Annotated in this window: 9 protein-coding genes; 6 read left to right on the top strand and 3 right to left on the bottom strand. The window is 73.3% G+C overall.

What is annotated here, in order from left to right:
• Positions 1-66: 66 nt before the first annotated feature.
• The 3 genes from ACZ4E1_RS02195 to ACZ4E1_RS02185 all read right to left on the bottom strand — a co-directional run bounded on the left by ACZ4E1_RS02195 (position 67) and on the right by ACZ4E1_RS02185 (position 7,231).
• Entirely contained in the window at positions 67-1,530 is a 1,464-nt protein-coding gene (locus tag ACZ4E1_RS02195; protein ID WP_467534948.1) for a glutamate synthase subunit beta, read from the bottom strand.
• Positions 1,523-6,148 carry a glutamate synthase large subunit gene (gene gltB / locus ACZ4E1_RS02190; RefSeq protein ID WP_467534946.1) on the bottom strand — a complete coding sequence of 1,542 codons (4,626 nt, stop codon included), beginning with the start codon at positions 6,146-6,148 and terminating at the stop codon, positions 1,523-1,525. The genes ACZ4E1_RS02195 and gltB overlap by 8 nt, the downstream gene beginning before the upstream one ends.
• Before the next feature lie 351 nt (positions 6,149-6,499).
• The gene (locus ACZ4E1_RS02185; RefSeq protein WP_399126741.1) at positions 6,500-7,231 is read right to left on the bottom strand and encodes a VIT1/CCC1 transporter family protein; all 732 of its coding nucleotides are present in this window, start codon (positions 7,229-7,231) and stop codon (positions 6,500-6,502) included.
• A 381-nt stretch (positions 7,232-7,612) separates the two neighbouring features.
• Between ACZ4E1_RS02185 and ACZ4E1_RS02180 the strand changes: the two genes are divergently transcribed.
• The 6 genes from ACZ4E1_RS02180 to ACZ4E1_RS02155 all read left to right on the top strand — a co-directional run bounded on the left by ACZ4E1_RS02180 (position 7,613) and on the right by ACZ4E1_RS02155 (position 15,205).
• Positions 7,613-8,716, top strand: a complete 1,104-nt coding sequence (locus ACZ4E1_RS02180; protein WP_467534945.1) for an ADP-ribosylglycohydrolase family protein — start codon at positions 7,613-7,615, stop codon at positions 8,714-8,716.
• Between the two features lie 718 nt (positions 8,717-9,434).
• Positions 9,435-10,586 carry an ADP-ribosylglycohydrolase family protein gene (locus ACZ4E1_RS02175; protein ID WP_467534944.1) on the top strand — a complete coding sequence of 384 codons (1,152 nt, stop codon included), beginning with the start codon at positions 9,435-9,437 and terminating at the stop codon, positions 10,584-10,586.
• A complete protein-coding gene (locus tag ACZ4E1_RS02170; RefSeq protein ID WP_467534943.1) occupies positions 10,583-11,737 on the top strand; it encodes an ADP-ribosylglycohydrolase family protein in 1,155 nt (384 codons plus the stop codon). Before ACZ4E1_RS02175 ends, ACZ4E1_RS02170 begins: the two co-directional genes overlap by 4 nt.
• The gene (locus ACZ4E1_RS02165; protein ID WP_467534942.1) at positions 11,737-13,098 is read left to right on the top strand and encodes an ADP-ribosylglycohydrolase family protein; all 1,362 of its coding nucleotides are present in this window, start codon (positions 11,737-11,739) and stop codon (positions 13,096-13,098) included. The genes ACZ4E1_RS02170 and ACZ4E1_RS02165 overlap by 1 nt, the downstream gene beginning before the upstream one ends.
• A complete protein-coding gene (locus ACZ4E1_RS02160) occupies positions 13,095-14,300 on the top strand; it encodes a CaiB/BaiF CoA transferase family protein (RefSeq protein WP_467534941.1) in 1,206 nt (401 codons plus the stop codon). Before ACZ4E1_RS02165 ends, ACZ4E1_RS02160 begins: the two co-directional genes overlap by 4 nt.
• The gene (locus tag ACZ4E1_RS02155) at positions 14,297-15,205 is read left to right on the top strand and encodes an HpcH/HpaI aldolase/citrate lyase family protein (protein ID WP_467534940.1); all 909 of its coding nucleotides are present in this window, start codon (positions 14,297-14,299) and stop codon (positions 15,203-15,205) included. The genes ACZ4E1_RS02160 and ACZ4E1_RS02155 overlap by 4 nt, the downstream gene beginning before the upstream one ends.
• Positions 15,206-15,222: the final 17 nt, after the last annotated feature.

Below are 15,222 nucleotides of genomic sequence, written 5' to 3'. Positions count from 1 at the left end.
GTCGCGTTCAGTTCCGTACGCCGTTGTACGGGACAACTTTGAGGGGCCGTCAGGCCCCGGGGGGGGTCAGACCGTCAGGGCGCGGTCCGTCGGGCGGATCGGGGCCGGGAGGTCGGACGCTCCGGTGAGGAAGCGGTCGACGCCGCGGGCGGCCGAGCGGCCCTCCGCGATGGCCCAGACGATGAGGGACTGGCCGCGGCCGGCGTCACCGGCGACGAAGACGCCGGGGACGTTCGTCTGGAAGTCGGCGTCGCGCTCGATGTTGCCGCGCGCGTCGAGGTCCAGGCCGAACTGGGAGACGAGGCCGTTCTCCTGGTCGGTGCCGGTGAAGCCCATGGCGAGGGTGACCAGCTGGGCGGGGATCTTGCGCTCCGTGCCCGGCTTCGGGGTCAGCTTGCCGTCGACGAACTCGACCTCGGTGAGGTGCAGCCACTGGACGTTGCCGTCCTCGTCGCCCTCGAAGTGGGTGGTGGAGACGGAGTAGACCCGCTCGCCGCCCTCCTCGTGGGCCGAGGTGACCTTGTAGAGCATCGGGAAGGTCGGCCACGGCTGCGAGACCGGGTTCCGGTCGTCGTTCGGGCGCGGCATGATCTCCAGCTGCGTGACCGAGGCCGCGCCCTGGCGGTGGGCGGTGCCCACGCAGTCGGCGCCGGTGTCACCGCCGCCGATGACGACGACGTGCTTGCCCTCGGCGGTGAGGGGCGGCTGGACGTAGTCGCCCTCCTGCACCTTGTTCGCGAGCGGCAGGTACTCCATGGCGAAGTGGATGCCGTTCAGCTCGCGGCCCGGGACGGGCAGGTCGCGGGAGATGGTGGCGCCGGCGGCGACGACCACGGCGTCGTAGCGCTTGCGGAGCTTGGCGGCGTCGATGTCGCGGCCGATCTCCACGCCCGTACGGAACTTGGTGCCCTCCGCGCGCATCTGCTCGATGCGGCGGTTGATGTGGCGCTTCTCCATCTTGAACTCGGGGATGCCGTAGCGGAGCAGACCGCCGATGCGGTCGGCGCGCTCGTACACGGCGACCGTGTGACCGGCCCGGGTCAGCTGCTGGGCGGCGGCGAGACCCGCCGGGCCCGAGCCGATGACGGCGACGGTCTTGCCCGACAGGCGCTCGGGGATCTGCGGGGCGACGTCGCCCCGGTCCCACGCCTGGTCGATGATCGAGACCTCGACGTTCTTGATGGTCACGGCCGGCTGGTTGATACCGAGCACGCACGCCGACTCACAGGGCGCCGGGCAGAGGCGGCCGGTGAACTCCGGGAAGTTGTTGGTGGCGTGCAGGCGCTCCTGCGCCGCCGACCAGTCCTCGCGGTAGGCGAAGTCGTTCCACTCGGGGATCAGGTTCCCGAGCGGGCAGCCGTTGTGACAGAACGGGATGCCGCAGTCCATGCAGCGGGACGCCTGCTTGCTGATGACGGGCAGCAGGGAGCCGGGAACGTAGACCTCGTTCCAGTCCCGGACGCGCTCGCCGACCGGGCGGGTCTGCGCGACCTCGCGGCCATGGTTGAGAAAGCCCTTGGGATCAGCCATTGGTCGCCGCCTCCATCATCTTCTCGGTGATCTCGGTCTCGGAGAGACCGGCTCGCTCGGCGGCGTCCTTGGCGGCGAGCACTGCCTTGTACGTGCTGGGGATGATCTTGCTGAAGCGGGCGGCCGACGCGTCCCAGTCGACGAGCAGCTTCTCGGCGACGGTGGAGCCGGTCTCCTCGGCGTGGCGGCGCACGACGTCGTGCAGCCACTGCTTGTCGGTGGCGTCGAGCGCCTCCACGGCGCCGCGGTTGCCGACGTTGACCCGGTCGGTGTCCAGGTCGATGACGTAGGCGACACCGCCGGACATGCCGGCCGCGAAGTTGCGGCCCGTCTCGCCGAGGACGACCGCGTGACCGCCGGTCATGTACTCGCAGCCGTGGTCGCCCACGCCTTCCGAGACGACCGTGGCACCGGAGTTGCGGACGCAGAAGCGCTCGCCGGTACGGCCGCGCAGGTACAGCTCGCCGCCCGTCGCGCCGTACGCGATGGTGTTGCCGGCGATCGTCGAGTACTCGGCGAGGTGGTCGGCGCCGCGGTCCGGGCGGACGATGATGCGGCCGCCGGACAGGCCCTTGCCGACGTAGTCGTTGGCGTCGCCCTCCAGGCGGAGCGTGACACCGCGCGGGACGAAGGCGCCGAAGGACTGGCCGGCCGAGCCGGTGAAGGTGATGTCGATGGTGTCGTCGGGCAGGCCCGCGCCACCGAACTTCTTCGTCACCTCGTGGCCGAGCATGGTGCCGACCGTGCGGTTGATGTTGCGGATGGCGACCTGGGCGCGCACCGGGCGGGCGTCGGCCTGGTCGTCGGCCGCGAGGGCGTCGGCGGCGAGCTTGATGAGCTCGTTGTCGAGCGCCTTCTCCAGGCCGTGGTCCTGGGTGACGATCTGGTGGCGGACGGCGCCGGCGGGCAGGTCCGGCACGTGGAACAGCGGCTCCAGGTCGAGGCCCTGCGCCTTCCAGTGGTTCACGGCCCGCTCGGTGTCGAGGAGTTCGGCGTGGCCGACGGCCTCCTCGATGGAGCGGAAGCCGAGCTCGGCAAGGAGCTCGCGGACCTCGTGGGCGATGAACTCGAAGAAGTTGACGATGTACTCGGCCTTGCCGGAGAACCGGTCGCGCAGGGTCGGGTTCTGGGTGGCGATGCCGACCGGGCAGGTGTCCAGGTGGCAGACGCGCATCATGACGCAGCCGGAGACGACGAGCGGCGCGGTCGCGAAACCGAACTCCTCGGCGCCGAGCAGCGCGGCGATGAGGACGTCGCGGCCGGTCTTGAGCTGGCCGTCGGTCTGGACGACGATGCGGTCGCGCAGGCCGTTGAGCAGCAGCGTCTGCTGGGCCTCGGCGAGGCCGAGCTCCCAGGGACCGCCCGCGTGCTTGAGCGAGGTCAGCGGGGACGCGCCCGTGCCGCCGTCGTGGCCGGAGATGAGGACCACGTCCGCGTGCGCCTTGGAGACACCCGCGGCGACGGTGCCGACGCCGACCTCGGAGACCAGCTTCACGTGGATGCGGGCGACCGGGTTGGCGTTCTTGAGGTCGTGGATCAGCTGAGCCAGGTCCTCGATGGAGTAGATGTCGTGGTGCGGCGGCGGGGAGATGAGGCCCACGCCCGGCGTCGAGTGACGCGTCTTGGCGACCCACGGGTAGACCTTGTGGCCGGGCAGCTGGCCGCCCTCGCCGGGCTTGGCGCCCTGGGCCATCTTGATCTGGATGTCGTCGGCGTTGACGAGGTACTCGCTGGTGACGCCGAAGCGGCCGGAGGCGACCTGCTTGATGGAGGAGCGGCGCGCCGGGTCGTACAGGCGCTCCGGGTCCTCGCCGCCCTCACCGGTGTTGGACTTGGCGCCCAGCTGGTTCATGGCGATGGCGAGGGTCTCGTGGGCCTCGCGCGAGATGGAGCCGTACGACATGGCGCCGGTGGAGAAGCGCTTGACGATCTCGGAGACCGGCTCGACCTCGTCGATGGAGATCGCTTCGCGGCCGCTCTTGAAGTTGAACAGGCCGCGCAGCGTCATGAGGCGCTCGGACTGCTCGTTCACGCGGTCCGTGTACTGCTTGAAGATGTCGTAGCGGCGCGAGCGGGTCGCGTGCTGGAGGCGGAAGACCGTCTCCGGGTCGAACAGGTGCGGCTCGCCCTCGCGGCGCCACTGGTACTCGCCGCCGATGTCCAGCGCGCGGTGCGCCGGGGCGATGCCGGAGGCCGGGTAGGCCTTGGCGTGGCGGGCGGCGACCTCGTCGGCGATGACGTTGAGGTCCGCGCCGCCGATCTTGGTGGCGGTGCCGTTGAAGTACTTCTCGACGAAGGCCTCGTCGAGGCCGACGGCCTCGAAGACCTGGGCGCCGCGGTAGGAGGCGACGGTCGAGATGCCCATCTTGGACATGACCTTGAGGACGCCCTTGCCGAGGGCGTAGATCAGGTTGCGGATCGCGGTCTCGGCGCCGCCGTCCTCGTCACCGGCCAGGAAGGTGCCGGCGCGGACCAGGTCCTCGACGGACTCCATGGCCAGGTACGGGTTGACGGCCGCGGCGCCGAAGCCGATCAGCAGGGCGACGTGGTGGACCTCGCGGACGTCACCGGCCTCGACGAGCAGGCCCACCTGGGTGCGCTGCTTGGTGCGGATGAGGTGGTGGTGGACGGCCGCGGTGAGCAGCAGCGACGGGATCGGCGCGTGCTCGGCGTCGGAGTGCCGGTCGGAGAGCACGAGGAGGTGGGCGCCGGCCTCGATGGCGGCGTCGACCTCGGTGCAGATCTCGTCGATGCGGGCGGCGAGGGCGTCGCCGCCACCGGAGACCCGGTACAGGCCGGACAGGGTCGCGGCCTTCATGCCGGGCATGTCGCCGTCGGCGTTGATGTGGATGAGCTTGGCGAGCTCGTCGTTGTCGATCACCGGGAAGGGCAGGGTGACGCTGCGGCACGACGCGGCGGTCGGGTCGAGGAGGTTGCCCTGCGGGCCCAGCGAGGAGCGCAGCGAGGTGACGAGCTCCTCGCGGATGGCGTCCAGCGGCGGGTTGGTGACCTGCGCGAACAGCTGGGTGAAGTAGTCGAAGAGCAGGCGCGGGCGCTGCGAGAGGGCCGCGATCGGGGTGTCCGTGCCCATCGAGCCGATCGGCTCGGCGCCGGCCTTGGCCATGGGCGCGAGGATGACGCGGAGCTCTTCCTCGGTGTAGCCGAAGGTCTGCTGGCGGCGCGTGACGGAGGCGTGCGTGTGCACGATGTGCTCGCGCTCGGGCAGGTCGGAGAGCTCGATCTCGCCGGCCTCGAGCCACTCGGCGTAGGGCTGCCCGGCGGCGAGGCCCGCCTTGATCTCGTCGTCCTCGACGATGCGGTGCTCGGCGGTGTCGACGAGGAACATCTTGCCGGGCTGGAGGCGGCCCTTGCGGACGACCTTGGCGGGGTCGATGTCGAGGACGCCGACCTCGGAGCCGAGGACCACGAGGCCGTCGTCGGTGACCCAGTAGCGGCCGGGGCGCAGACCGTTGCGGTCGAGAACGGCGCCGACCTGGACGCCGTCGGTGAAGGTGACGCAGGCCGGGCCGTCCCAAGGCTCCATCATCGTGGAGTGGTACTGGTAGAAGGCGCGTCGCTCGGCGTCCATGGAGTCGTGGTTCTCCCACGCCTCCGGGATCATCATCAGGACGCTGTGCGGCAGCGAACGGCCGCCGAGGTGCAGGAGCTCCAGGACCTCGTCGAACGAGGCGGAGTCGGAGGCGTCCGGCGTACAGATCGGGAAGATCCGCTCCAGCTTCTCCGAGCCACTGCGTCCATTGTCGGCAGAGCCGAACGCATCGGAGGCGAGCTGGGACTCGCGGGCGCGCATCCAGTTGCGGTTGCCCTTGACGGTGTTGATCTCACCGTTGTGGGCGACGAAGCGGTAGGGGTGCGCGAGCGGCCACGACGGGAACGTGTTCGTGGAGAAGCGCGAGTGGACGAGCGCGACGGCCGAGGCGAAGCGGCGGTCGGACAGGTCGGGGAAGAAGGGCTCCAGCTGGCCGGTGGTCAGCATGCCCTTGTAGACGATCGTGCGCGCGGACAGGGAGGGGAAGTAGACACCCTCCTCGCGCTCGGCGCGCTTGCGCAGCACGAACGCCTTGCGGTCCAGGGCGATGCCCGTGGACGTGCCGTCGGCGACGAAGATCTGGCGGAAGGCCGGCATCGTCGAGCGGGCGCTGGCGCCGAGCAGCTCGGGGGCGACCGGGACCTCGCGCCAGCCGAGGACGGTCAGGCCCTCTTCGGCCGCGATCGTCTCGATGCGCGAGACGGACTCGGCGGTGCCGTGCTCGGGCAGGAAGGCGATACCGACGGCGTACGCACCGGCCTCGGGGAGGTCGAACTCGGTGACCTCACGCAGGAAGGCGTCCGGAACCTGGGACAGGATGCCGGCGCCGTCGCCCGAGTCGGGCTCGGAGCCGGTGGCACCGCGGTGTTCCAGATTGCGCAGAACGGTGAGCGCCTGCTCGACCAGCGTGTGGCTCGCCTCTCCGGTGAGGGTGGCCACGAAGCCGACGCCACAGGCGTCGTGCTCGTTGCGCGGGTCGTACATGCCCTGGGCGGCAGGGCGAGCATCCATGTGCGACCAGTTCTGGCCGCTGGTGGAGTGCTGGGACGGCTGGCGCGGCGTACGCATCGGCTCTCCCGTCGTCGTCGTGGCATTTGCGTGCCGAGGGACGACGTTGGCCCTCTGCGAGGTGATGCTGCTGCAAAATTTCGTGCAGGTTACATGATGGGGTGCTTCTCGCGAAGTGGATACTGCGTTCCATCATGCGGACACCGCGGTGGCGGTGGAGAGAGGCCTCAGGGACAGATCGTTGACCGGGGCCGTATGTGCCGGGGAGTGCGCCGCGAGCTTCGTTGCCCGCAGCGCTTACGGCTCATGCCCCGCTGTCGCACTGCCGAAACCGAACGGTAACGACTACTTATGCAAGGACCTGTATAGCCATCTTCAGGGGCACATCTTCGAGCGGGAACCCGCGCCCCGTCAACCGGCAAAAGTGCCGAAGACGCTTCCCAGGAGATACGTCACACCCGCCGCGGCCCCGCCCAGGGCCAGCTGGCGCAGTCCGCTGAACCACCAGGAGCGGGCCGTCACCTTGGCCACGACCGCGCCGCAGGCGAACAGGCCGAGCAGCGCGAGGATCACGGCCGGCCACAGGGCGCTCGCGCCGAGCAGGTAGGGCAGGACGGGGATCAGGGCGCCGAGCGCGAACGAGCCGAACGAGGACACCGCGGCGACCATCGGCGAGGGCAGGTCGGACGGGTCGATGCCGAGCTCTTCGCGGGCGTGGATCTCCAGGGCCTGCTCGGGGTCCTGCGACAGCTGCCGGGCGACCTCGCGGGCGAGCTCCGGCTCGACACCGCGGGACACGTACAGGTCGGCGAGCTCGCGCTCCTCGTCGGCGGGGTGCTTGCGCAACTCCCGGCGCTCCACGTCCAGTTCGGCCTCGACCAGCTCGCGCTGGGAGGCGACCGAGGTGTACTCGCCGGCGGCCATGGAGAAGGCACCGGCGGCCAGGCCCGAGAGGCCCGTGATGATCACCGTCTGCTGCGAGACGGCGCCGCCCGCGACACCGGCCATCAGCGCGAAGTTGGACACGAGGCCGTCCATGGCGCCGAAGACCGCCGGGCGCAGCCAGCCCCCGTTGACATCGCGGTGGGTGTGGTTGTCCCGGTGCGCGTCGTGGAGTGTCGCCTCGGTCTCGATGATCGCCATGCCTGCGCTCCCCGCTCCCCTGTGCCGACCCGGACGTCTGCTTCTGGATCCATCGCAGAATCTATTTCTGGACTTGATCCAGACCCGGATCTCTTCGATCTTTTGTCTACGCCCATGAAAGTACGCCTCCGGCGCGATCTCCGCTAGCAAGGAAGGCCGTACTTACCTGCAGTTTTGCGCCGCGCGGGGCCTCTCCGGCGGGGTTGAGGTCGGGCGATTCGGAGGGGCCCGGATCTTCCCGGACTCACCCGTGAGATGGATCACGGGATCACTCGGGCGCCACACCGGGGAAGCATGGTCGAAATATCTGGAATGCGGCTTTTCTCCGGGCGCCTCATGACTCCGGGGAGGGACCGCACCGGAAGAAAGCGCGGGCCCCTCATGAGCGTCAGCGTCGACCCGGATCCCCCGGCGGACGGCACGGCAGCGCCGCCCCGCAGACTGCGCACGGTCCCGCGGCGCCGCCCGCCCGCCGCGATCTCGCTGCGCGACCGGGCGCGGGGCGCGCTGCTCGGGCTCGCCGTCGGGGACGCGCTCGGGGCGCCCGCCGAAAACCTGAAGCCGTCTCAGATCCGGGAGCGCTGGGGGCGGATCGAGGGTTTCGTCGCGGACGATCCGGCGGGTACGGACGACACGGAGTATGCGATCTTCTCCGGGCTGCTGCTGGCCGAGAAGGGCGCGGCGCTCACCCTGGCGGACGTCGAGGCGGCCTGGCACACCTGGATCGCGGACCGGGACGAAGGGCCGTTCCGGGGCGCCGGGTTCAGCGAGCGCGGCACGCTGGAGAACCTGCGGCGCGGGCTCGCGGCGCCGATCTCGGCGCAGCACCGGCACGCGTGGAGCGACGGGCTCGCGATGCGGGCGGCGCCCTTCGGGGTGCACGCGGCGGGGCGGCCCGCCGAGGCGGCCCGGCTCGTCGCGATCGACGGGACCGTGTCGCACGACGGCGAGGGCATCCTCGGCGGGCGGGCCGTCGCGGCGGGGGTCGCCGCCGCGATGGTCAGCCACAACCCCGACGCGGTCGTGCAGGCGGCGCTGTCCGTGGTCCCGGACGACTCGTGGACGGCACGCTCGCTGCACCGTGCGGTCCACGCGGCCCGGCTCGCGCGGCGCGACCCGGAGGCGACCCAGCTGTCCATGGAACGGGCCGTCCGCAAGGCCGTCGTCATCGGCGGCTATCCCTGGACGGACCTCGCGCCGGAGGCGGTGGGGCTGGCGTTCGGGGCGTTCGCGGTGGCGCGGGGGGATTTCCGCGGGGCCGTGCTCACGGCCGTGAACATGGGGCGGGACGCCGATACGACCGCTGCGGTGGCCGGGGCCCTCGCCGGGGCCCTGAACGGGGAGTGCGCCATCCCCTCGCCCTGGGCCCACGCGATCGGCCCCGTACGAGGCACATGCCTCCCCCCGATGGCGGGCCGCCACATCCTGGACGTGGCCGACCGCCTGACCCCGCCCGCGCCGGGGGCTGCGGGGGCAGCATCATGACCCCACCGTCTCCGGCCGGCCTCCCCCACCCCTGGGGCGGCACGGGTGGGCAAGGCGGCACCCCGGCGCCGGGCGCGCGTTTCATCGGGGCTCGGCTACAGCGCCGCCGCCACAGTGGCCGAGCCTCGTCGCCGAATGTCGCGCCGTCGTGGCTGGTCGCGCAGTTCCCCGCGCCCCTGAAGGCGCACTCCGTGCGCCCCAGGGTCGTACCGATCGCGCCCCGCGGCGAAGCCGCCAACGGGTACAGCCCCGCGCCTCTTGAGGGGTGCCTTCGTGCAGCCCTGCTCCCACCCACCCGCCCCCTCCGGGGGCGTTCGGCCCGGCGCCCGGGCTCTGTCGGCACCGCCGCCCCGGGTACGTGTTCCGGTCAACCCCGCCTTGGGCAGTCTGCCGCCTGGGGCGGCACGGGTGGGCAAGGCGGCACCCCGGCGCCGGGCGCGCGATCCGGTCGGCCCCAGCTGAAGCGCCGCCGCCGTAGGGGCCGAGCCTCGTCGCCGGGTACCGCGCCATCGTGGCTGGTCGCGCAGTTCCCCGCGCCCCTGAAGGCGCACTCCGTGCGCCCCAGGGTCGTACCGATCGCGCCCCGCAGCGGAGCCGCTGACGGAAACTGCCCCGCTCGCGCCCAACGGCCAAACCACCCCGCAGGGCCCATCCGACCCCGCGCCGAGGAGATCACGCCCCCCGGCGGAGCCGGGCCGCGTACGCCCGGAGGCGCCCCGTGAATCCCGTTGAGGATCTCGTTCCGCGTCGGAGCCGCGTAGAGGGGCTGTTGCTCGGGGTTGCCGCCGGGGACGCGGCCGGGTGGCCCGCGGGGCGGCACCGCGCGGCGCGGCTGCCCGACTGGACGCGGCGGCTGACCCGGGAGCTGGACACGTTCGCCGAGCTGAACGCCACCACGACGCTCCCGGTGCCGATCGCGCTCAACCAGCCCCCGGAGCCGCTCCGGCTCGGCCCGTCGGACGACGCCGAGTGGGCCGCGTTCACCGCCGACGCGATCCTCGGCGCGGGCAACGACGACGTACGGACCGCGCTGGCCCGCGCCTGGCACGCCCTCGCCGACGAGATCGCCGCCGCCGCGGCCCGGGCCGACGAGATCGAGTCGGCCCGGATCCCGCTGCGGGCCCGCATCTCGGTGCGGGCCGGGCTCGGCAATCTCGCCGCCGGACTGCGGCCCCCGGCGACCGGCCACGACAACCCGCACTACTTCGACGACGCGGCCTGCGTCCGGGCCGCCGTCCTCGCCGTGGTCCACCCCGGCGAACCCGAACGCGCCGCGGACCTCGCCGAGTTCGACGCCCGCTACACGCAGGACGGCGACGGCGTGCACGGCGCCCGCGCCATGGCGGCGGCCGTCGCCGCGGCGCTCGGCGGCGCCCCGGTCGACGCCTGCGCGGATGCCGCGCTCGACCAGCTCCCCGAGGGCACGGAGATCCACCGCAACGCCCACCGCGCGGTCGGCCTGGGCCGCGCCGCCGCGGCTGCCCGCCCCGGTCTGCCCGGCAACGCGTTCGCCCTCGTACCGGTCCTGGAGCACGAGATCGTCGACCACGTCTACAGCTACGGCATCGCGGCGGCGGAGACCGTCCCCGTCGCCCTGGCCGTCGCGACGGCCGCCGCGGGCGCCGTCTCGGAGGCCGTGCCCACCGCCGCCTGCCTCTCCCGCGTCGCCGACTCCGCCCCCGCCCTGGCCGGCGCCCTCACCGGCGCGATCGGCGGCGCGGACGCCCTGCCCGACACCTGGCGCGCCGCCTGCCGCACCCTCGCCGGCTGCGCGCTCCCCCGGTTCGCGGGCACCGACCTCGTCCAGCTCGCCGGACGGCTCTCCCGTACGTCGTTCATCTCACCCGCCATGGAAGGGACTTCACCATGAACACCCCCCGCCCGACCCTCGAGGACCGCGTCACCGGCACACTCGTCGGCGCCGCCGTGGGCGACGCGCTCGGCGGACCGGTCGAGGGCTGGCCACCGGAGGCCATCGTGGAACGGCACGGCGGCCGGGTCCGCGGCATCGTGGAGCCCTTCCACAAGGACGACTGGCGCACGGCCCGCCCCATCGCCCCGTACCACAAGGGCGACGGGCACGTCACCGACGACACGTTGATGACGCACGCGCTGGTCCGCGTGTACGAGAAGGTCCGCGACCACCTCGACGCGTACGCGGTCGCCGACCACCTCGTGCCCGACCTGATGACGACCCCGCGCTGGATCCCGGAACTGGAGGCGGAGGCCCTCCCGCTCCAGCGGATCTTCCTCGCCGAGAAGTGGATCGTGACGCGGATCCACTACGGCCATGTGGACCCCCGCGAGGCCGGCGTCGGGAACATCGTGAACTGCGGCGCCGCGATGTACATGGCCCCGGTCGGCGCGGTGAACGCGGGCGATCCCAGGAAGGCGTACGAGGAGGCGCTGGACGTGGCGGGCGCGCACCAGAGCTCGTACGGGCGTGAGGCGGCCGGGGTGTTCGCGGCGGCCGTCGCCTCCGCGTTCAAGCCCGGCGCGACCCCGGACCGGGTGGTCGAGGACGCGCTCGCGCTGGCCAAGGACGGCACCCGCGCCGCGATCGAGGCGGTCTGCGAGGTGGCCGTGAACCACGTCGACTTCGAGGCGGCGCTCGCCCCGCTGCGTGCGGCGGTCGCCCCCTTCGACACGGTCGGCCCCGAGTACCGCAGGCCCTCCCTCGGCGCCCGCCGCCCCTCCCGGTTGCACGCGATCGAGGAGCTGCCGGTCGCGCTCGGCATGCTGCTCGTCGGCGCGGGCGACTACCGGCACACCGTGCTCGGCGCGGTCAACTACGGCCGGGACTGCGACTCGATCGCCACGATGGCCGGCGCGATCGTCGGCGCGCTGCGCGGCGAGAGCGCGGTGCCGAAGGAGTGGAGCGCGGAGGTCGCCCGGGCCAGCCGCCTGGACCTGCACCGCCCCGCGGCGTCCCTGGCTCTGGTCGCCCGCGAGGTGCACGCCCGCGACCTGTCGCGGCGCCGGGCCCACGAGGCGGCCTTCGCGTCGATCGCGGGCCTGTGATGCTGCGCCTGACCTGGGTGCAGCCCGAGGACCTGATCGGGCACGAGCTGCGCCAGGCCGCGCAGGACGGCCGGGACGCGGGCGCGGTGGCCCGGCGCTGGGCCGCGGCCGGCGGCCACCCGGCGCCGCTGCGCGCGGGCGCGTCGCCGACCCGGGCCCGTCCCGAACTGCGGGCCCTGGCCGAGGAGTTGCTGGACGAGTTGGCCCGGATGCCGGCCCCGCTGGGCGGCACCGAACCGGCGGTCTTCCACGGTCCGGCCGCCCGGGCGACGGGCTCCGCGCCCCGCCGCGAGCGCGAGCTGGACCGGCTGCACGCCGCCTGGCTCGGCCGCGCGGCCGGCTGTCTGCTCGGCAAGCCGGTGGAGAAGCTGCCCCTGGAGGGCATCCGCGCGATCGCCGCCTCCACCGGCAACCGCCCGCTGCGCACCTGGTTCACCGCACGCGGCCTCGACCCGGAGATCGCCCGTGCCCACCCCTGGAACCGCCGCTCGGCCGCCACCTGCCTCGCCGAGAACATCGACGGGATGCCCGAGGACGACGACCTCGACTACCCCCTGCTCGGCCTGCTGCTGCTCCAGCGGCACGGCCGGGACTTCACCACGGAGGACGTGGCCCGGCTGTGGCTGGACGAGCTGCCGGCCGGCCGCGCCTTCACCGCCGAACGGATCGCGTACCGCAATCTCCTGTCCGGGCTCGAACCCCCGCTCACGGCCACCCACCGCAATCCGTTCCGCGAGTGGATCGGCGCGCAGATCCGCGCCGACGTCTACGGCTGGACCACCCCGGGCGACCCCGCACGCGCGGCCGAACTGGCCCGCAGGGACGCCGTCCTGACCCACACGGCGAACGGGGTCTACGGCGCCCAGTTCGTCGCGGCGGCGCTCGCGCACGCGGCGGGCCCCGGCCGCCCCACCGTGCACGAGGCCCTGCGCACCGGCCTCGCGCACGTCCCGCCCGACTCCCGCTACGCCCGCGCGGTCCGCTTCGGCATCGCCGCCGCCGAGGCCGAACGCACCGGCACCGCCGCCGGGTTCGACACGGTCGTGGACCGGCTGCACACGGCGTACGGCGATCACCACTGGGTGCACGTCCTGCCCAACGCGGCGCTGCTCGCCGCCGCCCTCACCCACGCCGACGGCGACTTCGCGGGCTCGATCTGCCGCGTCGTGTCCGGCGGCTGGGACACCGACTCGAACGGGGCGACGGCCGGCTCGCTCACCGGCCTGCTCGCCGGACATCCGGGCGCGCTCGGCGAGCAGTGGACCGCCCCGCTGAAGAACCGTCTCGCCAGCACGGTCGCCGGCTTCGACGGCATCGGATTCGACGAACTGGCCCGGCTCACCCTGGAGGCCCGCGCATGACACACCACCCGCCCACGGACGGCCCGCTCACCGGCCTGCGCGTCCTCGACCTGGCCACGCTGTTCGCGGGCCCCCTGTGCGCGACGATGCTCGGCGACTTCGGCGCCGAGGTCGTCAAGGTCGAGCACCCGCGCCGCCCCGACCCCTCGCGCGGGCACGGCCCGTCGAAGGACGGCGTCGGCCTGTGGTGGAAGCTCCTCGGCCGGAACAAGCGGAACATCACCCTCGATCTGTCCACGCCGGGCGGCCGGGACGTGCTCCTGAGGCTGGCCGCCGACGCGGACGTCGTGATCGAGAACTTCCGCCCCGGCACACTGGAGCGCTGGGGCCTCGGCTGGGACGCGCTGAGCGCCGCCAACCCGCGGCTCGTCCTGGCCCGCGTCACCGGCTTCGGCCAGCTCGGCCCGTCCGCGCGGCGCCCCGGCTTCGGCACGCTCGCCGAGGCGATGAGCGGCTTCGCGGCGATCACCGGGGAGCCCGACGGGCCGCCGACGCTGCCACCGTTCGGCCTCGCCGACTCCATCGCCGCGCTCGCCTCCTCGTACGCGGTGATGGCGGCGCTGCGCGGCCGGGACCTCACCGGGCGCGGGCAGGTCGTCGACATGGCGATCATCGAGCCGATCCTCACCGTGCTCGGCCCGCACCCCGTCTGGTACGACCAGCTCGGCTACGTCCAGGAGCGCACCGGCAACCGCTCCACGAACAACGCGCCCCGCAACACGTACCGCACCGGCGACGGGAGGTGGGTCGCGGTGTCGACCTCCGCCCAGTCGATCGCGGAGCGCGTGATGCATCTGGTGGGGCGGCCGGAGCTGATCGACGCGGAGTGGTTCGCGTCGGGCGCCGGCCGCGCCGCCCACGCGGACGAGCTCGACGAGGCGGTCGGCGACTGGATCGCGGCCCGCACCCGCGACGAGGTGCTGCGCGCGTTCGAGAAGGCGGAGGCGGCGATCGCCCCGGTGCACGACATCCGGGACGTCATGGCCGACGAGCAGTACGCGGCCCTGGACTCGATCGTCGAGCTGCCCGACCCGGAGCTCGGCTCGGTCAAGATGCAGAACGTGCTGTTCCGGCTCTCCGGGACACCCGGCGCGATCCGCTGGACGGGCCGCCCGCACGGCGCCGACACGGACGAGGTCCTGGGCGCTCTCGGCCTGACGGGCACCGAGATCGGAGCGCTGCGCGAGGCGGGTGCCGTGTGACCCGCTCCCTTCGGAACCCCCTGTTCCTGACCTGGCTGTACGCGCCCGGTGACCGGCCCGACGTGGTCGCGAAGGCGCTCGGTTCGGGGGCCGACGTGGTCCTGGTCGACCTGGAGGACGCGGTCGCCCCCGACCGCAAGGCCTACGCCCTGGACGCGACGGCGGAGCTGCTCACGGACCGGCATCCGGTGCCGGTGCACGTCCGGGTCAACGCGCTGGACGGACCGCGCGCCGAGCACGAGGTGCGCCGCCTGAGCGCGCTGCCCGGCCTCGGTGCGCTGCGCCTGCCGAAGGTCCACGACGTGTCCGACCTGGACCGGGCGCTGGGCTGGGCGGTGGCGGTGCCGCCGCTGTACGCCCTGCTGGAGTCGGCGCTCGGGGTCGAGCGGGCCTACGCGATCGCCTCGCATCCGGCGGTCCACGGCATCGCGCTCGGCGAGGCGGATCTGCGCGCGGATCTCGGCATCGCGGATCCGGCGGGCCTCGCCTGGGTGCGCGGCCGGGCGGTGGTCGCGGCCCGTGCGGCGCGGCTGCCGCCCCCGCCGCAGTCCGTCCACCCGGACATCCGTGATCTGACGGGGCTCGCCCGGTCCTGCGCGGCGGGCCGGGCGCTCGGCTTCCTGGGCCGTATGGCGATCCATCCGCGTCAGCTGCCGGTGATCGAGGCGGCGTTCCGGCCGAGCCCGGCGGAGGTGCGGGCCGCGGAGGACATCGTCGCGGCGGCGGCCGGGGACGCGGGGGCGCTGGCGCTGCCGGACGGGCGGTTCGTGGACGCGGCGGTGGTGGCGGGAGCGCGCCGGACGCTGGCCCTCGCGGCCCGGTGCGGGGAGACCGATCGGGGCGGGCACGCGAACGGGGGCGCCGGACCTGTACGGTCCCGCGCCCCCGTCGACGTACGGAGCTGAGCGGTGGAGCCGGGCGG

Source organism: Streptomyces sp. NPDC025806 (genome assembly GCF_055558275.1).
Note: the sequence above shows the minus strand (reverse complement) of the source record. Positions and strands in the feature narration are given on the sequence as shown.